A 24,892-nucleotide genomic window follows, 5' to 3' on the forward strand; every position below is an offset into this window, starting at 1 on the left:
ACACGAAGAAATAAGAGAGTAGAGTGCATCAAACTGGATATTATAGCGGAGGCCCATCATGCAATGGACATTCTTTCATTTCCCAATCGTCCTGGGGGGACTTCTTACGTTACTTCTTGCAGTCTATACATTGTCGTCTCGTGAGACACGCGGTGCACAGTCGTTACTCGGGATTTTACTCTTTTCGACACTGTACAGTGTTACGTACGGGGTGCAACTGACTCAGCCTTCCGAGACAGCAAGTTTGGTCTGGTCACGGTTGACGTTTCCAGCGTTCCTGTTCGCTGCTGTGTTTTACATTCTCTTTGCACTCGAGTACACCAACAGAGAAGGCCTGATAACCACCTCGCGCGTACTGGTATTGGCTTTTCCTGCCGTGATTCTGAGCATTGTACCATGGGTCTGGCCGTCAAGCGTCCATCAAAACGTGCGGATGGATGAGCAACTCGGTATCACTCTCTTACGCTTTGATTTCGGCGAGGCCTACGTGCTAATCCTGTCCACCGTGTTCATCTATCTCTTTGTCGCCCTAGGACTCGTCGCTGTCGAGTTCTTCCGCTCGATCCGCGTCGGTGTGTTTCGGAAGCAACAGTTGTCTATTCTTTTCGGCCTAGGCCTTCCCGTTCTCGTGGCGTTGATTCAGGCGTTCATTCCGCTTCAGTTAGCGCTCGCTCCGCTCTCGTTCGCCGCAACGGGCGTTATTCTGGCGGTTGCTATCTTTCGGTTCGAACTGTTCGAGGTCGTTCCCGTCGCCAGACAGCGGGTGTTTCAATACGTCGACGCCGGCGTGCTTGTGGTCGGTCCCGATGGGCGAGTTATCGATGCTAACCCGGCCGCACAGCGGCTGTTCGAGAACGGCAACCCGTTGAATCAGTCTCTCGATACCCTCAACGCGTCCTTGGTTGACACTGACTGGGACGACCGCCAGAAGCCGGTGCGGTGTGAACTGTCTCACGCAAGTGGTGAGACACGAATCTACGAAGCCGAGCGGGCACCGATTTTCGACGACTACGACCAGTTCAACGCCTCTGTCCTCCTGTTCAACGACGTAACAGAGCTAGATGCTCAAAAGCAGGAGCTCGAACAGCAACGAGACGAACTGGAAGAGACGACAGCACAACTCGAACGGAAAAACGAGCGGCTCGACCGGTTCACAGGTGTGGTTAGTCACGACCTTCGCAATCCGTTGAACATGGCTCAGACCTATCTCGACCTTTCGAGAGAGCAAGGCCAGGCGGAACATTTCGAGAAAGTCGCTGATGCACACGATAGAATGGAGACGATGATCGACGAGTTACTCACACTTGCACGCACGGAGACGGCACTCGATGAAGCGGATTTCGAGTCGATACCGCTGGAGCCACTCGTCGAGGAGGCCTGGAACACTGCATCGACCGGTGGGGCAACACTCAAAACCGACATCCCCTGGAATTGCTCGATTGAAGCGAACGAGAATTTGCTGCAGAACATACTGGAGAATCTCTTTCGGAACGCTGCCGACCACAACGAGCCACCGCTGACAGTCACTGTCGGCACAATGGACGACGATGGATTCTACGTCGAAGACGATGGGACCGGAATTCCAGAAGAAAACCGAACAGAAGTGTTCGAACACGGATATACGACAGCCGGCACAGGCTCCGGGTTCGGCCTCTCTATCGTTCAGGAGTTCGTGACGGCCCACGGCTGGGCAATCCGTGTTACAGAGAGCAACGACGGTGGCGCACGATTCGAGATTACTGCTGTCACAATTGATGCATAGTCTCAAAACGACTGTCTCGTCTACCACTTCTTTTGAGGCCGACTGTCGTGGTCGATAGCAGCGACAGTTTGTCACCACCGCAGACAAGCGTTCGCCGCGTTTCGAACGGTATTGCTCTCCCACCCGACAAGCCGGCGTATGGACAGCTTCAGAACCGTCGTCAAGGCACTCATCACCCACGATGGCGAGGTGCTGGTCGGGCAGAAAGAACCAGAGCCAGACCACCCGATAGGCGGCCAGTGGCACATCCCCGGCGGCCATCTCGCGGCCGACGAAGCGGTCGAAACGGTGGTCGAGCGGGAGGTTCGCGAGGAGACCGGCCTCGACGTAACTGTCGCGGAACTCGTCGACGCGATGACATTCGCGTGGGGGACAGATGGGTCAAAAGATAGTCTCCAGCTGCTGTATCACTGCCGGGCTGACTCCCACGACGCGAAAGCGGGGGACGACCTCCAAGCTGTTGAGTGGGTCGACCCGACAGAACTCACGGCGTATCTGTGCGACGAAGAAGCCACCCGACTCACACAGCGCCCACGACAGCGGGCGTTCGTCGAGGAACTATCGTAAGTCGGCCGCGGTCGCCAGCCGCCACGTCCTGGGGAGCCCACCCCCCAGTCGCTCCCAGGAGTCACCGGCGTCGTGGCTCACGAACAGTCGACTCTCCCCGTCGATTTCGCCCGCATAGAAGAGCGTCTTGGGCCGTTCGGGGTGAACCGCGAGCGTGTCGGCCGCCCCGGCTTCGGGGAGGTCGTCGCCACAGGAACGCCAGGAGTCACCGCCGTCCTCGCTCCGGTAGACGACTGGCCCCTCGTCTGCTGCGTAAACGTATAGCCGCTCAGGGTCGTCCGGGTCGAAGACGATGCTGTGGACGTATTCCCCGGCGAGTGGGGAGAGCTGTGTCCACTCCTCGCCGGCGTCGTCACTTCGGTAGAGTCCTGAGCCGTTCGCCGCGAACACCACCGCTGGGTCGTCGGGATGAACTGCCAGCCGGTGGGCGTCTGCACCGACCATCGTCTCCGTCCACGTCTCGCCGCTGTCAGCCGAGTAGATGATAGCACCGTGTTCGACGCCCGCGACGATGCGATCTGGGCGCTCCGGATGGATATCGAAGCCGTGGACGTGGCCGGCCTCAAACGGCTCGAAGAAAAACGACCACTCCTGACGGCTCGGGAGGTCCGCGACTCCCGACAGCGCCTCGAAAGAGTCGCCGCCGTCGGTCGAGCGGTACACCATCGGTGGCTCGGTCCCGACGTAGATGGTCTCGGGCTCTGTCGGGTGACGAGCCAGGCCCCAGACCCACTCCTCGTCGAAACCGAGCGTCTCGACAGAGCCGCCGCCGTCTGTCGTCCGGTACAGCCCCTGACCGCGCAGGCCACAGCCGACGAGAACGTCGTCTGAGTCGTCGGGGGCGACTGAGAGCGAGCGAACTGCGTTCCCGTCGAGGCTGCTCGCGGTCACCTCGAAGCCGCCTGTGTCGATGTGTGCCGTCCGGAGTCCGTCTTCGGTGCCGAGATACAGCCGACAGTACACAATTATCCGTGTTATTTGGCGGTAATCATATAAAACGCACCGGCTTACCGGAGTGAGTGATACTTGTTGCTGGCAGTATCTGCTATCACCTGCATCCGTCCGTCGGTCTCGGCGTCGATGCCGTGCTCGCGGGCGTACCCGACGAGCGCATCGTGTTGGGTGCCGTGGTCGGCCTCGATGTGGTCCTCGTCGAGAACGGGGTAGAGGTCGTCGGCGTAAAACTCGAGCGAGGGGGCGGCGACGACGTAGGCCTCGCTTGGAGCTGGCTGCCGTCCACCGACGGTCGCCTCAACGAGATCGAGTCCGTCATCGTCCCGTTGCCACGAGAGGGCCGCGCCGCTGACGTGGCCGTACACCTCCGCGTCGAGGTCGAGAAAGTCGGGGGATTCGAGACTCTCGAACAGCGCCAGAAGTTCCTCGCCGTTGAGTCGAGTGGATATCGTTGTCGAAGGGGGCAGTCGAGCGCACGTCGCCGACCGACACCGCGCCCGAAAGCGGCGGGCCGCTCCGCAACATAAGTGGGTGGACGACGGCAACGTCGGCACCGGCAGCCCACCGAACCGCGTCGACGACGAAGTTTCCAATCGGCGTTTCGGGATACCGGTCGGCCCGCTCCCGGCCGATAGAATCTTCGACTCGTGTGACGGTCTCGTCCAGCCCCAGCTCGGCAAACAGCTCGCGATAGGTAGCTGCTATCTCCTCGGCGACGGGGTAGTCGGCCACGTCGTGTAGCGTCACCGTCACCTCGTCGCCGAGCGTTGCCTCGGTGAGGCGTTCGCCACGCTCGCCGGGGTGTGCAACCGGCGTGCCGGCGACAGACCCGGCCCGCCGGTCGTGTTCGTGCCCGCCCAACACGAGGTCGACACCGTCGAGGTTGGCGAGTTCGTCGTCCCGGCCGCCGGCGTGTGAGAGCACGACCACGTGGTCGCAGTCGACCGGCAGGTCCGATAGGGCTGCTTCGGCGGCAGCGACGGGGTCTCCAACAGTCAGTTCGCGCGTAACGTAGTCGCCGAGTGTCACTGGGTCGGTCACGCCGACTAGGCCGATGCGCTCGGTGCCGACGCGGACAGTCGCGGTCTCACGGACCCCGAGATCGTGGGCAAACGGGCGGTTGTCCTCGTGGAGGTTGGCAACCAGCCAGCGCTGTGGCGAGTCCGCGACGACATCTCGGAAGGCGTCGACGCCGTTGTCGAAGTCGTGGTTGCCGGGAACCGAAAAATCCGGCTGGATTGCCTCGAATAACGGGCCGATGTGCTCGGCGTCGGTCTCCATCGAGAGCAACCCCGGCGCGGTGGTGTCGCCGGTGCCACAGACGAGCGTGTCCTCGTCGCGACGTTTCTGAATCGCTCGCGTGAGCCGACCGATACGTTCTGGATCGTCGGTCGCGTTTTCGATGTCGGAGTACTGGAGGACTTGGACGGGCATCGAATTTCTGTCTCGTTGTCATGCAGTATCGAACCGACCGGCAAAAGTCTCGTGGAACAGCCTCAAAACTGCGTGACTTTAGACTGGATACGCCCGTCGTCGATGGTTTCCTCGTCACCCGAGAAGTACCGGGCGAGTTCGGCTTGTGATATCTCGTCACTCTGTTGGAGGTACGCAATCTCGGTCAGCGACAGTGTCTCGCCGGCGCGAAGTCTCCGGAGCAGTTCCTCGGTCGAGAGGGCGTGAAAGGTCACATCGAGGTCGACGGTCGCGGCACGGTCGTTCCGGGCCTGTGCGACGTTTACCGCCTCTGCAAGCGCGTCTTCGAAGTCGACGCCGGTGTCTTCGATACCCTGATAGAGGAAGGCCAGTGCAGAGACGAGCGCGTCGTAGGCACTCTTTCCCTCGGTTCCTAGTCGTTTCTCGAAGACGAGCTGTCGGTCGCGGTCGGATAGTTGCTCGACCAGTACCTCGAAGTCGTATGTCGACTCGTACACGCGGTCACGAATCCGCGCCCGAGCGTTCCGTTCGGCCTGGACGCTCGAAAAATCTGCCTCGCCGTGCAGGTAGTCTCTGTCCGCTGGGCTCAATATGCCACGCTCTCTGCTCTCAATCATAATCTATATTGGGTTATGTATAGATTGCATATATAAATTTCTAATCTGTTTTGGATTATATATCAGATTCTGTCGATAATTGTTAAGGTTGTGCCAGCGGAAGACGAGCCATGTTCTCAGCGACTATCGACGCGACGGCGTTTCGGAACGCACTGGCATCTGTGGAGGTGCTCGTCGAGGAGTGCCGTATCCACGTCGACAGCGACGGGATGCGGCTGCGTGCAGCCGACCCCGCGCTCGTCGCGCTGGTCGACCTGACGCTCGACGCCGAACAGTTCGAGCAGTACGAGGCCTCGGAGGCGGTGCTGGGTGTAAATCTCGAACGGCTGTCGGAGATACTGAGCGTCGCCGAAACCGGAGACACCGTCCGGATGGAGTTCGACGAACGGTCACGCAAACTCGATGTCGAAGTCGGCACACTCTCGTATACACTGGGGCTGCTCGACCCCGATTCGATTCGGGATGAACCGGACCTCCCGGACCTCGAACCGCCGGCAGAGGTAACGCTCGATGGCCGTCACATCGACCGCGGTGTGAAGGCAGCGGAGATGGTGTCGGACCACCTCAGGCTGGCTGTCGACCCAGACCGCGAGACGCTCGTCATCGCAGCAGAAGGGGACACCGACGAGGTGCTCGTCGAACTCGGTCGCCAGGAGGTGGCGGCATTATCACCTGGGCCGGCCGACTCGCTGTATTCGCTGGACTATCTCACTGCAATCAACCGTGTTATCCCTCGCGGTCAGACGGTCACACTCGAACTCGGCGAGGAGTTTCTCGCTGGCTTCGAATTTGTCGTCCCTGAAGCTGACCAGCCTGTCACGTACCGGGTTGCACCGCGTCTCCAGCGGGCATAGATTCCCCTCGTGGGCACGACGGTCTGTGTCGGTACATCTGTCTGTCGGCTGTATCATCTCGGCCTCAAAGAGTCCTGGCATCGTTCCGACACCAGAACAGGTTAGTCGATACCCCTGGAAGCGGTCGTATGGCCGGCAGCACTGGCGTCGTGATAGCGGCGATGATTGCCAACGGCGGGATTGCGATACTGAAGTTCGGCGGGTTCCTGTTGACCGGGAGTCCTTCGATGCTCGCAGAGACCTACCACTCGGTCTCTGACACTGGCAATCAGGTACTGCTTCTCATCGGCATCAAGTACAGCCAGAAAGAGGCTTCGGAACAACACCCCTTCGGATACGGCAAATCCCAGTTCTTCTATGCGTTTCTGGTGTCGGTGTTGCTCTTTGGCGTGGCTGGCTGGGAGAGTCTCAAACACGGCATCGCCGAGATACGGTCTGGCGGACATGGCGAGGAGGCCGCCCAGTTCCTCGGGTTCACGCTGGATTGGGAGGCCCCGGTCGACCCCTTCTACATCTCAGTCGCTATTTTGATTGGCGGCATCGCCTTCGAGAGCTACGCGTTCCTGAAAGCACGGGGCGAGCTCCGCCGCCAGATGGGCAAATACGGCTGGTCGGGCTACCGCCAGGCCTTCGGACGCACCAGCGACCTGTCGACGCTGACCGCCTTCGTCGAGGACACGGTCGCGCTGCTGGGGCTGTTCACCGCTCTCGTCGGACTCGTCGCCACGCGCGTGACGGGGAATCCGGTGTACGACTCCGCGTCGGCAGTCATCATCGGCGTCTTGCTCATGGTGTTCGCGGCGGCGCTTGCAGTCGAGAACAAACGGCTCCTCCTCGGCGAGAGCCTGCCTGCGGCGGTCGAAGACGAACTCCGGGCGGTCGTCGAGGCACACGAGGGGGTCACCGCAGTCAAGGACTTCCGGACGATGTACGTCGGCGTCGGCCGCGTGCTCGTGACCGGCGAGGTAACCTTCGACTCGGAGCTGTCCGTCGAGGCGGCCAAACGAGACATCGACCAAATTGAGCAGAAAATCCACGAGACCGACGACCGCGTTCAGACCATCTATCTCGAACCGGAGCTGTGACCTCTCAAAACTCGTGACGTTCGGTTAATTCTCCCGCAATCGGCCTGTTCAGGTCACAACAGCTAGTCTTCAACACACCCGAAAGAGAAGAAAATATCGACCGCGAGAGCGTCGTTAGTCGTCAGCAGGTGCCGCGCCGCCTTCGTTCTCGTACTGCTGTTTGGTGTGTGAGAGCTTGCCACCGGCCGCGAGGATATCGCGCTCGCGCTCGGAGGCGTCGAGGACGCCTGTCGCTTCCCAGTCGTCGTTCACGCGGATGGTGAACTCTTCCTGGCCCGAGCGGACGGCCTCGGCGACATCGTCGACGATTTCGACGTCGTCGCCCTGGTCGATGTTCTCGTAGGTGTCCTCGTCGATTTCGAGCGGAAGGAGCCCGAAGTTGAAGAGGTTCGCACGGTGGATGCGCGCGAAGCTCTGGGCGAGGACGCCCTCGATACCGAGATACATCGGACAGAGCGCGGCGTGCTCACGCGAGGAGCCCTGGCCGTAGTTCTCGCCGGCGACCAGGAAGCCGCCGTCGGCGTTGAGCGAGCGGTCGGCGAAGGTGTCGTCGACACGCGAGAGGGTGAACTCCGAGAGTTTCGGAATGTTCGACCGGTACATCAGGATGTCCTGTGTGGCCGGGATGATGTGGTCGGTCGTGATGTTGTCGTCCATCTTCAGCAGTGCCGACCCCTCGATGTCCGCGCCGAGGGGGTCTTTCAGCGGCACGTCGCCGATGTTCGGTCCCTTGATGAGGTCGTCGTCGACGGCCTCGTCGGGATCGATAATGTCGTTCTCGGCACCTTCGAAGGCTTCGGGCATCTCGAAGCCGGGGGCTTCGATGTCATCGTCGAGGTCGCGTGGGTCGGTGATTTCGCCTTCGAGCGCGGACGCGGCGGCTACCTCTGGCGAACAGAGGTAGACGTTGTCGTCCTCGATGCCCGAACGACCCTCGAAGTTGCGGTTGAACGTCCGCAGAGAGATGGAGTCGCTGCCTGGCACGTGGCCGATACCGATACACGCGCCACAGGTGGCCTCGGAGAAGTTGACACCGGCGGCCATCAGCTCAGCAGTCCACCCCTCGCGGGCGAGCATCTCGCTTGCCTTCTTCGAGCCGGGCGCGACGATCATCTCCGTCGAGAGGTCGATAGTCTGGTCTTCGAGCATCTTCGCGGCCGGCAGGATATCCTCGTAGGCACCGTTGGTACAGGAGCCGACCATGACCTGGTCGACGTCGGCACCGGCGGCCTCGCGGACCGGAACGACGTTGTCGGGCATCGACGGCTCGGCAATCAGGGGTTCGAGCTCCGCGAGGTCGATGGTGACCGAGTCGTGGTACTCGGCGTCGTCGTCGGGCTGGAGGGGCTCGTACGCCTCGCTGCGGCCGACGCGTTCGAGGTAGTCTTTGGTCTGCTCGTCAGACGGGAAGATGCTCGATGTCGCGCCGAGCTCGGTTCCCATGTTGGTAATTGTCATCCGCTCGGGGGCCGAGAGCGACTCGACGCCCGGACCGGTGTACTCGAAGATCTTGCCGACGCCGCCCTTCACGGAGAGGCGACGGAGCATCTCGAGGATGATGTCTTTTGCGGTCGCCCACTCGGGGAGTTCGCCTTCGAGGCGAACCTCGGTGACCTCGGGCATCTCGATGAAGTACGAGCCGCCACCCATCGCGACAGCCACGTCGAGCCCACCCGAACCAATAGCGAGCTGGCCGAGTCCGCCAGGGGTTGGGGTGTGGGAGTCAGAACCCAGCAGCGTCTTGCCGGGCGCGGCGAAGTTCTCGCGGTGGACGTTGTGACAGATACCGTTACCCGGTCGCGAGAAGTAGGCCCCGAACGTCCCTGCCGCCGAGCGGAGGAAGCGGTGGTCGTCGGTGTTCTTGAAGTCGAACTGGTAGGTCTGGTGGTCACAGTACTGTGCGGCAAGCTCGGTCTGGACCTCGTCGAGACCCAGTGCCTCGAACTGGAGCCAGACGAGCGTGCCCGTCGTGTCCTGTGTCAGCACCTGATCGATCTCGATGCCGATCTCCTCGCCGGGCTCTAACTCGCCCTCGACGAGGTGGTCATCGAGAATTTTTTCGGTAAGTGTCTTTCCCATAGCGTCTTAACATCGACTATCCACGGACATAAAAGATGTTATACGGCCGCTTCTCACTGTCGGTATGTTCAAAAGCGGCCACTTCGTCGCCGACAACCTCGGTGAACTGCGCGAGACACAGGTCCAGCCAAATGGTGTCGACCTCACGGTCGATGCTGTCTTCGAACAGACCGAACCGGGTCGTATCGGCCGCGACGGCAAGACCGTCGGCGAGCGCCAGGAACTCGACCCTGAGGACGGCCACTACAGCCTGGAGCCCGGCGGCTACATCGTCCGGTACGGCGAGCAAATCACGATTCCGGACGACCACATCGGCTTTCTGTATCCGCGGTCGTCGCTGCTGCGCAACTCCTGTATGCTCGATACTGCTGTCTGGGACGCCGGCTACGAGGGCCGTGGCGAGGGGCTGCTCGAAGTCTTCCACGAGATAGAACTCGAACGCGGCGCTCGCATCGCACAGCTCGTGCTCGCCGATGCAGCACACGAGGAGAGCTACGATGGCTCCTACCAGGGCGAGAATTTATGACCGTTTCTGCACTTTCTTGTACGATATAACACCATAACCGACAACATTTAATCGATTGAAACAGCACCATTATATGTCCGCATACAAAACCTAGAAGTAGCCGCGTTGGGGAGAGAACACCCGGACCGTGCCTCTGACAGCTTTTGACCGGATTTCCCCCAACCGGCGATTTTCCACGCTCGATAGCCGCGGCTACAGTCGGTCGACAAGACGGGCTGCGGTCTTTTCACCGATACCTTCGACGCGTTCGAGTTCCTCGCGTGCGGCCGTCCGGACGCTATCGACGCTCCCAAACCGGCCGAGGAGACGCTTGCGTGTCTCCGGGCCGACGCCCGGTATTTCGTCGAGCGGCGTCGATACCTCGTCTCTGACCGTCTCGTGGTACTGGACCGCAAACCGGTGGGCCTCGTCCCGAACCCGCTGGAGTAGATGCAGTTTCGGGTCGTCGCCCGCCCAGTTGTAAGTCCTGTCGGGCGTAATGACACGCTCTTCGGCCTTCGCAAGTGCGATAATGGGGACATTCAAGCCGTCGACTGCCTCGCGTGCGGCCGACAGCTGGCCGCGGCCGCCGTCGATCAGCAGAAGGTCCGGTTGAGGGCGGTCGTCACCCCCGTCGCGTGCCCGCTCGATTCGCCAGCCGACGAGTTCGGCCATGTTGCCGTAGTCGTCGTTGGTTTCTTCGAGCTTGCGGCGGCGGTACGCGCTCTTTTCGGGGGTTCCGTCGACGAAGACGACGTTGCTCCCGACGACACCACGGCCTTGGGTGTGACTCACGTCGAACCCCTCGATGCGGGTCGCTGCGTCGATGCCGAGCGCGTCAGCAAGCGCCGCCGTCTCGTCGCGGTCGCGCTCGGGCCTGCTCGCGTTTTTCATCGCAAGGTCGACCAGCGTCGCCTCCCGGCCGGCTCCGGGGACGCGCAACTCGACGCCGACGCCCGCCAGCCAGGACTCGATGTCGCCGCCCGCGGGCTGTTCGGGACAGAGTATCGCTTCCGGCAGGTCTGCCGCGGCGTAGTACTGCGGGAGAAAGGCCCCGAGCACCGTCGCCGGCTCAGGGGTCGTCTCGGGTGCGTCGAGCGTGTGTTGCTCTCGCTCGACAAGCTGACCGCCGTCGGCGCGTAAGACTGCGACCGTCGGCTCGCTGCCGGCGAGCGAGACGCCCAGTACGTCCGTGCGCTGGCGACTCTCGCCGGCGGCACTGACCGCGGCCGCGCCCGTGTCGTGGAAGCCCTCGACGGCGGCCAGCGTATCCCTAAGATTTGCCGCCCGCTCGAAGCGTTCGTCTTCGGCGGCGGCCGCCATCTCGCGTTCGAGCGGGTCGGTCAACACGCCGGTCTCGCCGCCGAAAAAGCGCTCGACAGCCTCAACGTCGGCGACGTACCCCTCGCGGCCAATCTCGTCTGTGCAGGGGGCGCTACAGAGGCCGATATCGTAATCGAGACAGGGACGGTCGCGGGTGCTGTACTTGTGGTCCGAACAGCCCCGCAGGCCGTAGGTCTCCCTTAACGCTTTCACGACGGTCTCGACCTGGCCGCGGTCGGTGAAGGGACCAAACACCGTCGACCCGGCCTCGGGGTCACGCGTGATGCGAATCTGTGGGAACGCGTGGTCGGTCAGCTCGACAAGCGGGTAGGATTTGTCGTCTTTCAGGCGGACGTTGTACCGCGGCCGGTGGCGCTTGATGAGATTGGCCTCCAGGAGTAGCGCCTGGGATTCGGTCTCGGTGACCGCGACCTCGATGTCCTGTGTGCGGTCGACCATCTGGCGGATGCGCTCGCTTCTGGGGGTGAGATAGGAGCGGACGCGGTCGCGCAGGTCGACGGCCTTGCCGACGTACAGCACTCGGTCGCCGTCGAGGAACTGGTAGACGCCCGGCTCGCGGGGAAGCTCGCTCGCACGCTCGCGGACCGCTTCGGCGTCCATCATCAGGGAGTACGGCTCGACAAGTATGACGGCGTCGGTCGTCGCTTGCGGCGGTATCTCTGCGTTCTATCGGGGGGCGGTGCTCTCGGAGTGGTCGTCGATAAAGCCCCCGTCGTCGGAGTCGTCCTCGTCCTGACCCGGTGTCTGCTCGGCGGGGTCGGGGAAAATAGCCGCTTCGAGGCGGGCGCTGGTGTCGCTAACGGTCTCCGGGCGCGGGATATGCACGTCGCCCGTTTCGCCTGCGAGCCGGATGACCAGCGTCGGCGTCCGCAAGTACCAGTAAACCCCGAGCAGGACAGACGACAGCACCAGCGCGAGCAGGCCGATGTTCACGAGGAGCGTATCGAAGTTGCGCAAGAGCGCAAACATCGAGCGCGTGGCATCCATGATACCCCCGAGACCGACTCGTTCGCCCGCGCCGGTGTCGAACCCGAGGCTGTCACCGAATATCGACTCCGGATCGAAGGCGAGGCCGGCGACCAACAGCGTCACACCGGCGAGGCCAGCAACAAGCCCGCGACGGCGGAGTCCTGCCCAGGCGAGTGCGCTGATCTCGACGCCGGTCACGTTGGGACGGTCGGCCTGTCTGAAGTTCTCGCCGTCCATCTCCGGGGTGAAGACGAGAACGCGGTGGCTGGTGACGACGACGCGGGCGGTGTCGACATCGAGTCGCTCGCGCACCGTCTCGCCGTCGTAGAGCAGGTCGTCGACACGACGCTGCCAGCGTGACATACTCTCCCGTACGTGACCGGCAATCAAGAACGCTCGGGTTAGCTGTCGTCGGTCTGGACGTACGGGGCGATAATCGACGCGAACGCGTCCATATCCCGGGTCTGGTACCAGGCCGTGCCGGGGCCGGTAAACTCGAAGACGAGCCCCTCGCCGCTCAGCACCGTCGACTTGAGGTCACCGACACGGGTAACCGAGTAGTCGATTCTGTCGTCCCAGGCAATCAGGTGTTCGTTGTCGAGCACGTAGGACTCGCCAGCGGCCAGCTCGAGCTTCTCGAGGCCGCCGTAAGCGTCGATGAACGCCGTGCCGGTCCCTTTCAGCGCGAGCGGCGTCAGGCTCGCCTCGCCGAGCATCGACTTGAGGCCGCCGATTTCGGAGTCGATATCGATTCCCTCGGTCGCGGCGAGGAAGGAGCCGTCCGTCGAGTACAGCGTCTCGTCGCGCAGGTCGTGGGAATTCACGTCGCCAGGCGTCGGCGGCGCGAGCGTCACTTGGCCCTGGCCGCCTTCGGCAGTGAACTCGTTTGCGAACGCCGACTCGCCGCCGAGAAGCGACTTCGCCGAGCTAAGCAGGCCATCTCTGCTCGTGCCGGTCTCGATGGAGACGTTTGCCGAGTGGCCGACCATCGCGCCCGGCTCGGCGACAACCGACTCCCCGGCGTCGAGCGTGACGATAAGGTGTGTGTACGACGGCTTGTGGGTAAACTCGTACTCCATGAGTGGATGGTTTTGTCGCCACACAAGTATGTCCTGGGGTCTGTTTCATCTCCAGAGACTCGTACTCGGAGGATACAACAGAGAGGAGTCCGAACGCCGGGTATGAGCGAGACTGTTCAGACGTGGCTCGTCGAGCGGAGCTACGGCCAGAGCGAAGACCTCGTCACGCTGGTGTACGCGACCCGGGACGGCGAGCGCCACGTGAAACAGCAGTTCTCTCACCGGATGCTGTTCAACAAGGAGGTCACCGCCGGCCGAGATGTTCCCGCTGACCGCCTGGAGGCGGTCACAGATGCGGACACCAAGGAGCGCTACCGGACCGAGGCCGGACAGATGGCCGAGAGCCACGACCCAGACGAAGAAGTCTGACAACAGCCGCGAGACGACTTACTCGATGTCGACGCCGCGCTCTTCGAGTTCCGTAATAAAGGCTGACTCGGAGAGCGTCTCGACGCCGTGGTCCGCGGCGTCGTCGCGTTTTCGCTGGCCGGGGTTGTCGCCGACGACCAGATAATCCGTGTTCCCGGAGACGCTGCCGGTCGCCGAGCCGCCGTGGCGCTCGACGAGGTCCTGTGCCGCGCTCCGGGTGAGTCGGTCGAGTGACCCCGTGAAGACGACGGTCAGCCCGTCGAGTTCCGCGCCCCCCGTCGTTGCGGGCTGTGGGTCGACGTGGTCGAGCAGTCGGTCGATGACCGCGGCGTTCTCCTCGGTCTCGAAAAAGTCGCGAACGGCCGCCGCCACTTTCGGGCCGACATCTGGCACCGCTTGGAGTTCGTCCTCGCCCGCGGTCCGGACCGCCTCGATGGTCTCGAACTGCTGGGCGAGTTCGCGGGCGGTTGTCGACCCGACCTCCGGGATACCCAGTGCCGTCAGGAAATCCGCAAGCGGCGGCTCTCGCGTCGCCTCCAACTCTGCGATGAGGTTCTCGGCGCTCGTCTCGCCCCACCCCTCCAGTTCGGCGAGGTCGCCGACAGTCAGCTCGTAGAGGTCCGCGAGGTCCTCGACCAGACCGGCCTCGGTGAGCTGTGTGACACCGGCCTCGCCCAGCCCCTCGATATCCATCGCCTCCCGGCTGGCGTAGTACTCGATGGCCTGTTCGCGCTGGGCCGGACAGCCCAGCCCGGCCGGACAGAACGCCAGCGGTCCGTCACGTTCGACCTCGCTTCCGCAGGCCGGACACGTTTCTGGAAACTCGTAGTGTCTGTCGTCGCCGTCGACGACCTCGGTCACGTCCGGGATAACGTCGCCGGCGCGTTCGACTGCCACCTCATCGCCGACGCTCACGCCGAGTCTGGCAATCTCGTCGGGGTTGTGGAGGCTGGCCCGCGAGACGGTGACGCCGCCGACATCGATGGGGTCGAGCAACGCGACCGGCGTGAGCCGCCCGGTCCGGCCGACTTGGACGACGATATCCCGGACGGTCGTCCGCTCGCTCCGGGCCGGGAACTTGTAGGCGAAGGCCCACCGCGGGGCACGCGCCGTCGACCCCAGGCGCTCGCAGGCGGCGCGGTCGTTCAGCGTGATAACGGTTCCGTCGATTTCGTAATCGAGCTCCTCACGGCGGACGAGCAGGTCGTCCCGGTAATCGATTGCGGCCTCGATATCTCCGACGACCTTGGCGTGGTCGGTGACCCGAAGCCCCCACTCAGGGAACCGCTCGTACAGTTCGTCGTGTGTCTCGAAGTCGACACTTGCATCGAGCACCGCGAAGAAAAACACCGAGAGCGGCCGCTCGGCCACCACCGAGGGGTCGAGCTGGCGGAGCGTCCCCGCCGCGGCGTTACGGGGGTTGGCGAAGGGGTCGTCGCCGCGCTCGACGCGTTCGCGGTTGTGTTCTTGGAAAGCCGCACGCGGCATGTATACCTCGCCTCTGACCGCGAGGAAGTCGGGGTAGTCGCCGCGAAGACGCTGTGGGACGCTCGGAATCGTCCGCACCTGCTCGGTTACGTCGTCACCCTGCTGGCCGTCACCTCGTGTCGCTGCCCGCTGGTAGACGCCGTCCTCGTAGACGACCTCGACGGAGAGGCCGTCGAACTTCGGCTCGCAGAGATAGGTCACGTCTCCAACTGCGTCGCGGACCTGACGGTCGAACGCCCGCACCTCGTCTGCCTCGCCGCTCTGGTCGAGCGAGCGCATCGGCGCGACGTGTTCGACGGTCGCAAGCTCCGAGACGGGTTCGCCGCCGACCCGCTCCGTGGGACTCGTTTCGTCGTCGAGGCCGAAGCTCCCTTCGAGGGTCTCCAGCCGCGAGAACAGCGCGTCGTAGGTCCGGTCGCCGATGGCAGGGTCTGCCTGCACGTAGTAGCGGTGGTCGTGGTAGCGAATCGCCTCGCGCAACAGCCTCGCCTGCTCCCGTGCCTCCGTTCCGGTCAGCGTCTCGACAGGCTCGAAGTCGACCTCGGGGTCGGTGACGTACGGGTTGTCGGTCGGCGGTTCACTCGCATCCATTACTCGTGTGTTCGCCCGCTGTGGCTAAAATATGAGGATTGACTCTTCATCGTCTCGGCGGCCGTTCGTGACGCCTCTCTCACACTTGTTGGCCACCAGATATTTTATTATCGCGGACTCGAATCTCGACGACGCGCTGGTCGAACTTCTCACCGCTATCCTCGACAATCAAACAGGGAATCCGTCGGTGTCACTCACCTGCTCGGTCCCAGCGGAGGGGACACTCCGAATTGACATTCACGGTCCCGACGAGCTCTTTCCACCGAGTGACAGGGCGGCCCTGAAGCGGGGCGGGGAGACACAGCTCGAACACGGAGGGGGTCTCGGTCTCTGGCTCGCCAACTGGATTATCGAGAACGGCCATGGCACCCTCGCGTTCCCGGCGGATGAGCCACGACTCCGTATCGAACTCAACCGGGTCGCCGACTGAGAGGTTACGAAGGCCCTATCGAATCGACAAGCTGACGGGTGATATCGTCGTAGGAAACGGTCTGACCGCCGTACTCGTCGACGAAGGAATCGGCGTCGGCGGCCACAGAGAATGGAAACAGGTCGGGACCCATTCCGCCGGTCGCGTTACTCCCCGTGACGTAGGTCAGTTCCGTCGCGTCAGCGAAAGAGTCGGGTGCGGTCAGCGACGGCAGACGCGGCCTCCCCTCGCGTTCGTCTACCGTCCACTCGACCGCCGAGTAGTCGGTGACGTAGACGACCTCGGCGTCCCAGCCGCGGTCGAGTCGCTCGAAGTGGTAGGGAAAGAGGCCGTCGGCGAGCGTGTGAAACCAGGCCAGGTTCGACTGTCCCTCTGACGCGGACTCTTGGAGGGGTTGGGGTTCGTTGTCCGCGTAGAATATCTGTCCGTTGGGGCCGCCGTGTGGCCCGATTTCCATCCCGCCCTGGTAGTCGAACTTGCCGCCCGAGAGCGCGACCGGGTCCGGGACGCTTTCGTCGTCCCCTCCCAGAATGTCGGTACAGCCCGCAAACACGGCCGTCCCTGCCGTGGCTATCGACCCGCGAAGAAACGTTCGTCTATCCATTGTCACTGCTACCAACGAGAACAAAAAGACCGTTCTGGTACGACTCTCGAACAATCGTAGTGATTGTACAGGGCACCTATTTCCCGATAGATTTCTGGTACAGTACCAACTCAAACGTGAACTCCGCAAAACTGAGGGACATTTGTTGCTCCAGTTGGAAGCCGAGACTCTCGTAAAATCCACGTGCGACATCATTCTCGACACCGGTATCCAGGAGCAACCGTTCATATCCGTCCTGTCGCGCACGCTGTTCAAGTTCGTGGTAGAGGGCACTCCCAACGCCCTGCCCATGATACTCGGGGTCAACCCGCATTCGTGTTAGCTCAACAGTTCGGGAATCGACGTGTATGAACTCTTCTTTCCACTCGTTCGGCGTCGCGTACGCTCCCATACCGACGATGGTGCCATCGACAACAGCGACAAGAAACTCACCGTCACCGTCGAGATAGTTGGCTTGGACATCTCGGAGATCTTCATCTGGAATAGCTGGCTCGTACTCCGGTGTTGTGGCCATTGCCACGTCGTTCAACTCGCGGATACGATCGCCGTCACCGGGTTGAAAGCGACGAATTTCGGTGGAATCGTGTCCCTCGGACATAGATAAGCTCTGGACTCAAACCGTGTTAAAATGACTGGGAGAGACACAGGTTGTCCTGCATTGCTTGCTGTCGTTATATCTCCTTCAGCGTCTCACTATGTGATGTCACGCTTCAGGATATCAGCTGTGAACGTTTCTATGATATAGTCTCGGGGTTCTTACCTAATCTGGCGAAACAACTATTGGGTATGTGATATGGGCCAATACTGACTGCTGAATATAGAGTGTGAGTGCAGCACTGACTAACTACTTGATTCGGATGGACCTGCAACTAGAGATATCTCATCGACACTTCCCCGAACCACCACAATTCGGTCACTCGGCGGTCGGAAAGGTGACAACGAAAACTGCCCCCTCAGGATCGTTGTCTTCAACCCATACTTCGCCGCCGTAACGGGTGGCAAGTGTGTCCACAAGATACAATCCCATCCCGGTCCCTGCACTGTCTAAGCCCCGATTGCCTTTGCCGAAGATAGTCTCTTTCTGGTCGTCAGGAATACCGGGGCCGTTGTCCGCAATTCGGATAGTCACCACATCGTCTTGCTCAGTTGCTGAGACTGTCACCTCTGGCACTGTCTTGTCGTTGTGCTTGATAGCGTTTTCCAGCAGGTTCCGAAACACCGAGGAAAGCATGTCATCGGCCTTGATAGTAACAGGTGGAATTGTCGTGTCGTAGGTCATAGCCGCGTCCAGATCGGAAGATTGTACCTCGCTTACCTCTTTTTTGATGACAGTCTGGAGATTGACCTGCTGGCCTTCCGGAGTGGCTGAAATCATCACGTCGGCTATCTCTCGGGCTGTCTCGGTAAGTCCAACAGCATGGTCGGCATTCTCCTGTATTGTGTTGATGTATTCTGTTATTTCATCGCCATCACACTCTTCGGCAAGCAGTTCGGCATACGTAGTGACGAGTTGCAAGTCGTTGCGAATGTCATGGCGAAGGACTTGATTCAGCACTTCGAGATTATCCCGCTGTTCTTCGAGCTTCTGTTCGTATTCTCTCTGTTCGGTGATGTCACGAGCGTATCCAAGAACCCCCTTTTCACCCGTTTTAGGGTCTTTGAACGGTATTCTGGTCGTGTTAACAATGCGTTTCTCACCGACGAGGCTTGTCAACTCTTCTTCAAACGTCGTTGATTCACCAGACTCAATCACATCAGTATCCCGCTGACGGAGCATTTCGTAGTGGTCAGACTCTGGAAAGAACTCCGGTTCAGGCTTATTTTCAACCTCTTCGGGGGTTGTTGCTCCAACTAACTTGGCGTTCGCTTCGTTCGAAAGTAGAATCTCCTCATCCCGGTTCTTCACAAAGATTGGATCTGGAATAAGATCGATAACCTGGCGTAACTGCTCTCGGGCCTGATTGAGTGCATGTTCTGTTTTTTTGCGTTCAGTGATGTCTTGGACATACGCGACAAACTCCGTCTCATCAAGCGCAACGGCATCAATAATCACATGGACTTCATGACCCTCCTTATGTAGGAGTGTCCCCTCAGCCCGACTGTGGTCGTTTTGTTGTAGTTCCGAAAAGTGTGGTATGGCATCGGGATTTGTCGCATTTGGCGCTACATCAGTAATCGACATGTCTAGTAATTCGTCCCGAGAGTATCCGAGCAGCTCGCAACCAGCCGGATTTACATCAGTATAACGCCCGCTTTTGTCCACCTGGAAGATCCCGACAGGTGCCTCGTTGATGAGAGGTTGCTTCCCTGGTCTGTCTGAAGAGGAGGTCATTAAGCTGAAATTTGATTTTGCCAATTTAAAAAGTAGTGGGGTGGAGCATCTTGAACTCTACAACCTTGATGAAAGACTCGCGCGTTGTATCTTGCACTGACCGACCAACCAATCTCCCGATAGATTCCGCTGTTTCACTGTCGTCGGTAAGAGCCAGTCTCAGAATAGCTCAGGGAATCAGCTGATTCACGGTTCAATCCATCACACCACGGCGGTACCGGCCCGTCCTATCAGAGGTCGGCCACGTCCTCGATGGCGTCCGTCAGCGCGCGGATGCTCTCGACATCGTGCTCGCCCATGTGACCGATTCGGAATGACTCCTCGCTCAGCGGCCCGTAGCCGCTCGAAAAGGCCATGTCGTACTCCTCGGAGACGGCCTCGACAGTCGCCTCGACGTCGATGTCGCGTGTGTTCTCGATGCAGGTCACCGTCTGGGAGCGGTGTCCTTCCTCGGCGAAGAGGCCGAAGTGCTCGCGGGCCCAGTCCCGCGTGTACTCGGCCATCTCTCGGTGGCGCTGGTCGCGCTCTTGATGGCCCTCATCGAGCATATGTTTCATCTGTGTGCGGTAGGCGAGCATGAGAGGGATAGCCGGCGTCGAGTGGGTTTGGCCCTTCCGGTCGTAGTAATCGAGCGCCCGCTGGAAGCCGCCGTACCACGAGGCCGAATCCGAGTTCACCTCTCGCTCGTAGGCCTCCTCGCTGACGGTACAGACAGCGAGCCCCGGTGGCATTGCAAACGCCTTCTGTGTCGAAGTGAAGATGGCGTCGATGCCACTCCCCTCGATGTCGATGTAATCGCCACCGAGCGAGGAGATGGCGTCGACGACGAAGGCGGTATCGGGATACTCTTTGAGCACCTCGCCGATCTCCTCGATTGGGTTGCGAACGCCCGTCGAGGTCTCGTTCATCACAGCGCCGACGGCGTCGTACTCGCCGGATTCGAGGGCCTCGCGGACGTCCCCGGGTTTGACTGCCTTCCCCCACTCGTACTCGATTCGGTCGACGTTCTTGCCGAGTCGCTCGGCGACGTTCGCCTGGCGCTCGCTGAAGGCCCCTGAGGTCGGGACGAGCATCCGGTCGTCGACCAGATTGAGTGTCGTTGCCTCCCAGAACTCGGTTCCCGAGGCGGTGAGGACGATGACATCCTGGTCTGTGTCGAGAAACTCCTTGGTGTCCTCGACAATAGTCGTATAGAGGTCTGTCATCCGGTCCATCCGGTGGCCGAACATCGGCTCAGCCATCGCCTCGATGACCTCCTCGCGGACCTCTGTCGGCCCTGGCAGATACAGCGTCTTGTTGCGATAGTCGTCGGTGTACTCTCTGTTCTTGGTCACTCAGACCACCTAATATACTGTATCTCTCGACGAATCCGTATGGGCGTTGCGGTCCCGGCAGCCAGTACTGTCCGTTGTGTGACCACCTTCGGCAGTTGGTGTCACTCCTCGGACAGCAGTCCGGCGTTCCCTCCAACGTTCTGCTCGGCAAAGAGCAACGAAACCAGAGCGAAGATGATGATAGCGTAGGAGCCGGCGGCAAATAGCGCGTCCGTCGTCGAGGCGTACTCGCCCGTTCGGAAGATGATGGCCTTTCTGACCATCGCGATGACGCCGGTGTAAATCACGAGTCGGACGATTCGTCTTGTTTCGTCTTCCTCGACGTACGCCAGCACCGTCTGATACACCTCGACAATAATCAACAGGAGCAGCCCCGTGTCGATGAAGCCGATGACGACGAGCGGGTCCGTGATTTCGCCCGATTGTACCGCCTCGAGTATCTGGAGCATCAAATCGCCGACACCTATCGCAAAGAGCGCGGCAAAGACGGTCGCGGCGACCAGCTCGACTCCCTGGACGAACCGGCCGACGACGACTGAGTACCGCTCTTCAAGCGACGTGGGGCTTGTGTCGCCTGCCGTAGATTGACCCTCTGGCGACTGTTCGGTGTTGCTCATGTCTCTATGTGATAGCTCCCGGCTCGATATACACAATATGTACTACCGACGTATATATCCGGGCGTGCCTGTGGTGGCGGCACCTGACGGAGGCTACTCTGGCTCGTGTGGTGGATGACTGCTCACTGCACGTCGAGTCTCGACAACACTGGGAGCATGACGACGGCGATAGTGACCTCGGCGAATCCGACGATGAGAAAGGCGGCCTCGAAGCTGACTCCGCCGGCCAGCGTCGCCCCGCCGACGATGCCGGTCAGAAAGCCGAGGCTGCCGAAGACGTTGAACCCACCCATCGCCACGCCGCGCTGTTCGGGAGCCGCGAGGTCGGTCACCAGTGCCATCGTCGCCGGCGCGACGAGCGCCCCCAGTATCCCCACGAGCACCATCGCGGCCCCTGCTGTCGGGACCGTCGGTGCGTAGAAGACACAGACGATGGCGACGCCATAGCCAACCGAGCCAACGGCAACCGGGAGCAGCCGGCCGATACGGTCTGAAAGCCTCCCCATCGGGTACTGCAACAGCGCGAACGGAACGAAAAACGCCCCCAGCAGGAGACCGGTCCCGGCCGCGCCGATATCGAACGCAGACTGGAAGTAGACCGTTCCCACGAGGGCAAAAAAGCCGGCGGTGAGGCGGTCGATGAAGCCAAACGCGAAGGGGACAGCGACAGCCGGACGGTCGCGGATACTGGTGAGAATCGCCCGCATATCACGCCCTTCCGTGGGCGACTGGTCACCTGCAAGCGCCGCCAACACGCCGGCACCGCCGAGCGCGACTGTTGCGCCGTACAGGGGGACGAGCGTGCCGACCTCGTAGAGCTGGCCGCCCAAGGGAGACCCCAGCGCGGTCCCGCCGCCGATTGCGAGGCCGGCCGCCCCCATGTTTCGGCCGTGACCGCCATCGAGGTCCATCAGCGTCGTGATAGCGAGCGAGAACGCGCCGATCGTGGCGACACCCTGGAGAAAGCGAAGCCCGAGGACCCAGGAGTAGGAAACCGAATCCAGCCCCGGCACCAGCGCGAGCGAGAGATAGCCGACTGCACCGCCGAACGCACCGAGAGCGATAAGCGGCGTCCGGACACCGAGCCAGTCACTGGCAACGCCCCACAGGCCGGCACAGAGGACGAATCCGAGGAACTCGGCGGTGAGAAACCACTTCCCTGCGTCGAGGACGGCTCCGACATTGCCGCCCCACGCTGCGGGAGTCGCGCCGAGTTCGGCGACGAGTGCCGGAATCCCCGGATAGAGGAGGACCTGTGCGAACAGGACGGCGAAGACGACAGCCGCAAGGACCAAGCGGTCGCGCTGTGGCGTTGTCACGTCCCGTGTTTCGCGTTCGACGGACAATAACAGTCTGGTCACAGCCCGCGGACCAACACCAGTGCGTCCTCGCCGTCGGCGTAATACTCGGGCAGCGTCCGGCGGTGGTCGAAACCGTACGCCCGGTAGAGCTGTCTTGCCCGCTCGTTGCCCTCGCGGACTTCGAGTTTGACCGAGGCAGCGCCTTCGTCGTCGAGTGCAGACAGCGCGTGAGTCAACAGCCGTGCACCGATACCTTCACCGCGGCGCGACTCGCTGACGGCGATATCCTTAATGTGGCCCAGGTCACGCCCGTGAGAGTCGATAACGTCGGCGACGACGTAGCCTACCACGCCCTCGTCGGCGGCGACGAGAAATCCGGGTTGGCCGAGGTAGCTCTGGAAGGCGGCAAAGGGCCAGGGCTGGTCGAATGCCTCCTCCTCGATGCGATAGACCGGGAGGAGGTCGTGTCGCCTGGCCTCCCGAACCGTCGGCGCGGACCGCTCGGGAACTGTCGTCACAGGCCGGGATACGTGGTCACGGTACAAAGATGTGCTGTCGGCGCTACTTGTAGTGTTTAAATAAGAGATTGTGACTCTAGTCCACGGAAAACCCTCGCGGCGTTCGACCACTCCGGGGCTCGCTGCGCGCGCTCACTGCGTTGCGCGTGCTTGCTTCGCCCGGGACCACTCGCCCTTTCATTCGCCAGGAGTCGGCTGATTAGCTATCTGAACCCTGGCAGATGAACGCACGAGGGCTTTCGGTGCCGTGAACGATGAAAACGCAACGACTTATTAAAACCACCGCGCTACTCGAACTTCTCGAAGGGCTGTTGACACTCGTTACAGAAGTGCATCGACCGACACAGCGATGGCCCTTTCGGGTGCTCGCGCTCGGTGTCGGTCGAGCCACAGTACGGGCACTCCGCGCCCGAGGTTTCACCGCTCGTGGTAACGCTTGGGTCCTGTTCGCTCATTCTATACTCATCCCAAAGTCTCGCAGTGATTCTTTGCCCTGTTCGGTGACGAGGTCGAGTGACCAGTCTGGCGACCATACGAGCCGAACCTCCGCGTCGTCGATTCCGTCGACGCGTGTTGCGGCTTCCTCGACCTCGTCGAGGATGAGGTCGCGTGCCGGACAGCCGCTGTAGGTCAGGGTCATGTCAACTGTCGCCTCGCCATCCTCGATTTCGAGCCCGTAGATGAGTCCGAGGTCGACGATGCTGACGGGCATCTCTGGGTCCTCGACGGTGTACAGCTCCGACCACACCTCGTGTTCGACTCCCTCGGCGTCCTCGCCGGTCGCCGGCACGTCCCCGGCCGCACGCTCTTTGGTGTCGTAGTCGGTGTACGAGCAGGCGGTGGCGTCCGGGTCCGCGCGCGGCCGGTCGTAGTCGCTACTCATCGTCCTCGTCCATGAGCACGGTCGCCGAATCCCGGCCGAGGTTGCGGTACTCGCTTGTCATCTCGTCGTGAAGCGCATGCCAGTCGTCGGTGTGTTCGTTGTTTCGGCCAATTGGTGTTGCCGGCTCGGCGTCAGTCGGGACTGCAAAGCCCTGTTCGGTCAGGAACGACTCGACACGCTCTGCCCATTCGGACCGCATCTCGTCGAGGCTCTGTGAGCGAATCCCGAGTTCCACGATGTCGGACTCGACGTCACCGACCGGCTCGAAGATGGTCAGTGCGTACGGGTAGAGCTTGTCTATCGCCGCCTGAACACGACCACTGGCGTCGTCGTCGAGAGACATCCGTTCGAGCCAGCTGCGGGCGTGTTCGAGGTGGTATCCTTCCTCGCCTTGGATGCGGTCGGTTCGGTCGCGAATCGGCGCGTACGAGGATTCGGCCAGCGCCGCGAGACGGATATCCTCTGCAACGTCGTAGAGATACGCCCTGACGACGGCGTCGGCCCAGTCACCCTCCTCGAATGGCAACTCGACGAGGGTGCTGTGCTGGAAGTCGCTGGGGTCACCCTCGTAGATGAGCGACTCCTCGCTGTAGCCGAGTTGCTGGATTGCGTCGTACCACAGGCGTGCGTGTCCCAGCTCGTCCTGTGCGTTGTTCGAGACCGCCAGGTCCGACTCGAGCGTCGGGGCGCGGACCTGCCAGAACGTGTACCGCTCGGCCTGAACGAGTTCGTCGTCGGCCAGGCGGAACAGCTGTGCCTCGACCGCTCGCTGTTCGTCTTCCGAAAGCTCTGTCGGGTCGCCGAGGTCTGCGTTTGTTGTGGACATCAGATATCACCTCGCTGCTTTTCGGCCTCAATCTGCTCGGACTCGGAGGCCTCGACCTCTTCTGCGGCCGGGTCGACGTTGTAGGTCTGTGCGAATCGGTAGGACTTGTTGGTCGTCCCGCCGAAGGCCACGTCGTCGCCGTTCACCTCGCCGATGTACTCGGTCTCGACGACCCAGAGGCTGTGCGGGTCGTCCTCGGCGAAGGTGTCGAGTGCTTCCCGCTTGGCGTCGGCAACACCGGCAGCCTCGAGTTCGCCACATTCTGTGTGGTAGCCGCCGGCTCGGTCCTGGCGAAACACCGTCCAGGACTGTTCGTCGCCGTGTTCGCTTGCCTCGATTTCCATTCCTGG

General features: G+C 61.5%; 27 protein-coding genes. 7 read left to right on the plus strand and 20 right to left on the minus strand.

From position 1 onward, the window contains the following. Positions 1 to 58 precede the first annotated feature (58 nt). Both OSC37_RS10450 and OSC37_RS10455 read left to right on the plus strand, forming a co-directional pair. Positions 59 to 1,762 (plus strand): sensor histidine kinase, encoded by a 1,704-nt coding sequence (locus OSC37_RS10450; RefSeq protein ID WP_267161418.1) that lies wholly within the window; start codon positions 59 to 61, stop codon positions 1,760 to 1,762. Positions 1,763 to 1,900: 138 nt separating this feature from the next. After that, positions 1,901 to 2,329: an NUDIX domain-containing protein gene (locus OSC37_RS10455; protein WP_267161419.1), complete on the plus strand. Its 429-nt coding sequence runs from the start codon at positions 1,901 to 1,903 to the stop codon at positions 2,327 to 2,329. On the opposite strand, the gene OSC37_RS10460 is transcribed toward OSC37_RS10455, so the two are convergent. The 4 genes from OSC37_RS10460 to OSC37_RS10475 all read right to left on the minus strand — a co-directional run bounded on the left by OSC37_RS10460 (position 2,321) and on the right by OSC37_RS10475 (position 5,334). After that, the gene (locus tag OSC37_RS10460) at positions 2,321 to 3,292 is read right to left on the minus strand and encodes a WD40/YVTN/BNR-like repeat-containing protein (RefSeq protein WP_267161420.1); all 972 of its coding nucleotides are present in this window, start codon (positions 3,290 to 3,292) and stop codon (positions 2,321 to 2,323) included. The two genes, OSC37_RS10455 and OSC37_RS10460, sit on opposite strands and share 9 nt — an antisense overlap. A 44-nt stretch (positions 3,293 to 3,336) precedes the next feature. After that, positions 3,337 to 3,648 carry a hypothetical protein gene (locus OSC37_RS10465; protein WP_267161421.1) on the minus strand — a complete coding sequence of 104 codons (312 nt, stop codon included), beginning with the start codon at positions 3,646 to 3,648 and terminating at the stop codon, positions 3,337 to 3,339. After that, complete coding sequence (locus OSC37_RS10470) at positions 3,599 to 4,717, minus strand: bifunctional metallophosphatase/5'-nucleotidase (RefSeq protein WP_267161422.1); 1,119 nt, start codon at positions 4,715 to 4,717, stop codon at positions 3,599 to 3,601. Before OSC37_RS10470 ends, OSC37_RS10465 begins: the two co-directional genes overlap by 50 nt. A gap of 62 nt (positions 4,718 to 4,779) precedes the next feature. Then, positions 4,780 to 5,334 carry a DUF8102 family protein gene (locus tag OSC37_RS10475; protein ID WP_267161423.1) on the minus strand — a complete coding sequence of 185 codons (555 nt, stop codon included), beginning with the start codon at positions 5,332 to 5,334 and terminating at the stop codon, positions 4,780 to 4,782. Between the two features lie 110 nt (positions 5,335 to 5,444). Here OSC37_RS10475 and OSC37_RS10480 point away from each other — a divergent pair, with 110 nt between their 5' ends. Further along, entirely contained in the window at positions 5,445 to 6,188 is a 744-nt protein-coding gene (locus OSC37_RS10480) for a DNA polymerase sliding clamp (protein ID WP_267161424.1), read from the plus strand. A 128-nt stretch (positions 6,189 to 6,316) separates the two neighbouring features. Next, the gene (locus tag OSC37_RS10485; protein WP_267161425.1) at positions 6,317 to 7,273 is read left to right on the plus strand and encodes a cation diffusion facilitator family transporter; all 957 of its coding nucleotides are present in this window, start codon (positions 6,317 to 6,319) and stop codon (positions 7,271 to 7,273) included. A gap of 114 nt (positions 7,274 to 7,387) precedes the next feature. Here OSC37_RS10485 and OSC37_RS10490 read toward each other — a convergent pair whose 3' ends face one another. Beyond that, a complete protein-coding gene (locus OSC37_RS10490; RefSeq protein ID WP_267161426.1) occupies positions 7,388 to 9,352 on the minus strand; it encodes an aconitate hydratase in 1,965 nt (654 codons plus the stop codon). Positions 9,353 to 9,416: 64 nt separating this feature from the next. Between OSC37_RS10490 and OSC37_RS10495 the strand changes: the two genes are divergently transcribed. Next, positions 9,417 to 9,878, plus strand: a complete 462-nt coding sequence (locus OSC37_RS10495) for a deoxyuridine 5'-triphosphate nucleotidohydrolase (RefSeq protein WP_267161427.1) — start codon at positions 9,417 to 9,419, stop codon at positions 9,876 to 9,878. A 192-nt stretch (positions 9,879 to 10,070) separates the two neighbouring features. Here OSC37_RS10495 and OSC37_RS10500 read toward each other — a convergent pair whose 3' ends face one another. The 3 genes from OSC37_RS10500 to OSC37_RS10510 all read right to left on the minus strand — a co-directional run bounded on the left by OSC37_RS10500 (position 10,071) and on the right by OSC37_RS10510 (position 13,249). Next, positions 10,071 to 11,801: an excinuclease ABC subunit C gene (locus OSC37_RS10500; RefSeq protein WP_267164177.1), complete on the minus strand. Its 1,731-nt coding sequence runs from the start codon at positions 11,799 to 11,801 to the stop codon at positions 10,071 to 10,073. A 66-nt stretch (positions 11,802 to 11,867) separates the two neighbouring features. Further along, positions 11,868 to 12,533, minus strand: a complete 666-nt coding sequence (locus OSC37_RS10505; RefSeq protein WP_267161428.1) for a hypothetical protein — start codon at positions 12,531 to 12,533, stop codon at positions 11,868 to 11,870. Positions 12,534 to 12,571: 38 nt separating this feature from the next. Further along, a complete protein-coding gene (locus OSC37_RS10510; protein ID WP_267161429.1) occupies positions 12,572 to 13,249 on the minus strand; it encodes a TIGR00266 family protein in 678 nt (225 codons plus the stop codon). Between the two features lie 102 nt (positions 13,250 to 13,351). Between OSC37_RS10510 and OSC37_RS10515 the strand changes: the two genes are divergently transcribed. After that, the gene (locus OSC37_RS10515; RefSeq protein ID WP_267161430.1) at positions 13,352 to 13,618 is read left to right on the plus strand and encodes a DUF7967 family protein; all 267 of its coding nucleotides are present in this window, start codon (positions 13,352 to 13,354) and stop codon (positions 13,616 to 13,618) included. A gap of 18 nt (positions 13,619 to 13,636) precedes the next feature. Here OSC37_RS10515 and ligA read toward each other — a convergent pair whose 3' ends face one another. Next, positions 13,637 to 15,697, minus strand: a complete 2,061-nt coding sequence (gene ligA, locus OSC37_RS10520) for an NAD-dependent DNA ligase LigA (RefSeq protein ID WP_267161431.1) — start codon at positions 15,695 to 15,697, stop codon at positions 13,637 to 13,639. Positions 15,698 to 15,728: 31 nt separating this feature from the next. Between ligA and OSC37_RS10525 the strand changes: the two genes are divergently transcribed. Beyond that, positions 15,729 to 16,127 carry an ATP-binding protein gene (locus tag OSC37_RS10525; RefSeq protein WP_267161432.1) on the plus strand — a complete coding sequence of 133 codons (399 nt, stop codon included), beginning with the start codon at positions 15,729 to 15,731 and terminating at the stop codon, positions 16,125 to 16,127. Positions 16,128 to 16,131: 4 nt separating this feature from the next. Here OSC37_RS10525 and OSC37_RS10530 read toward each other — a convergent pair whose 3' ends face one another. The 11 genes from OSC37_RS10530 to OSC37_RS10580 form a co-directional block, all read right to left on the minus strand. Further along, a complete protein-coding gene (locus tag OSC37_RS10530) occupies positions 16,132 to 16,731 on the minus strand; it encodes a nitrous oxide reductase accessory protein NosL (protein WP_267161433.1) in 600 nt (199 codons plus the stop codon). Positions 16,732 to 16,807: 76 nt separating this feature from the next. After that, the gene (locus OSC37_RS10535) at positions 16,808 to 17,329 is read right to left on the minus strand and encodes a GNAT family N-acetyltransferase (RefSeq protein ID WP_267161434.1); all 522 of its coding nucleotides are present in this window, start codon (positions 17,327 to 17,329) and stop codon (positions 16,808 to 16,810) included. A gap of 315 nt (positions 17,330 to 17,644) precedes the next feature. After that, positions 17,645 to 19,063, minus strand: coding sequence for a PAS domain-containing sensor histidine kinase (locus OSC37_RS10540; protein WP_267161435.1), 1,419 nt, complete (start codon positions 19,061 to 19,063; stop codon positions 17,645 to 17,647). Between the two features lie 230 nt (positions 19,064 to 19,293). Continuing rightward, the gene (locus tag OSC37_RS10545; protein WP_267161436.1) at positions 19,294 to 20,397 is read right to left on the minus strand and encodes a pyridoxal-phosphate-dependent aminotransferase family protein; all 1,104 of its coding nucleotides are present in this window, start codon (positions 20,395 to 20,397) and stop codon (positions 19,294 to 19,296) included. Between the two features lie 101 nt (positions 20,398 to 20,498). Beyond that, positions 20,499 to 21,014 (minus strand): phosphate-starvation-inducible PsiE family protein, encoded by a 516-nt coding sequence (locus OSC37_RS10550; RefSeq protein WP_267161437.1) that lies wholly within the window; start codon positions 21,012 to 21,014, stop codon positions 20,499 to 20,501. Between the two features lie 122 nt (positions 21,015 to 21,136). Beyond that, a complete protein-coding gene (locus OSC37_RS10555; RefSeq protein ID WP_267161438.1) occupies positions 21,137 to 22,360 on the minus strand; it encodes an MFS transporter in 1,224 nt (407 codons plus the stop codon). 11 nt (positions 22,361 to 22,371) lie between these two features. Beyond that, positions 22,372 to 22,833 (minus strand): ribosomal protein S18-alanine N-acetyltransferase, encoded by a 462-nt coding sequence (gene rimI, locus OSC37_RS10560; RefSeq protein WP_267161439.1) that lies wholly within the window; start codon positions 22,831 to 22,833, stop codon positions 22,372 to 22,374. A 287-nt stretch (positions 22,834 to 23,120) separates the two neighbouring features. Continuing rightward, a complete protein-coding gene (paaE, locus tag OSC37_RS10565) occupies positions 23,121 to 23,288 on the minus strand; it encodes a 1,2-phenylacetyl-CoA epoxidase subunit PaaE (RefSeq protein ID WP_176765335.1) in 168 nt (55 codons plus the stop codon). After that, positions 23,285 to 23,716 (minus strand): 1,2-phenylacetyl-CoA epoxidase subunit PaaD, encoded by a 432-nt coding sequence (gene paaD / locus OSC37_RS10570; RefSeq protein WP_267161440.1) that lies wholly within the window; start codon positions 23,714 to 23,716, stop codon positions 23,285 to 23,287. The genes paaE and paaD overlap by 4 nt, the downstream gene beginning before the upstream one ends. After that, the gene (gene paaC, locus OSC37_RS10575) at positions 23,709 to 24,542 is read right to left on the minus strand and encodes a 1,2-phenylacetyl-CoA epoxidase subunit PaaC (RefSeq protein WP_267161441.1); all 834 of its coding nucleotides are present in this window, start codon (positions 24,540 to 24,542) and stop codon (positions 23,709 to 23,711) included. Before paaC ends, paaD begins: the two co-directional genes overlap by 8 nt. Continuing rightward, on the minus strand, positions 24,542 to 24,886 hold the full coding sequence (locus OSC37_RS10580; protein ID WP_368409584.1) for a phenylacetic acid degradation protein PaaB: 345 nt from the start codon (positions 24,884 to 24,886) through the stop codon (positions 24,542 to 24,544). The genes paaC and OSC37_RS10580 overlap by 1 nt, the downstream gene beginning before the upstream one ends. Positions 24,887 to 24,892: the final 6 nt, after the last annotated feature.

The sequence above is a fragment of the Halovenus salina genome (assembly GCF_026410925.1).
GTDB lineage: Archaea > Halobacteriota > Halobacteria > Halobacteriales > Haloarculaceae > Halovenus > Halovenus salina.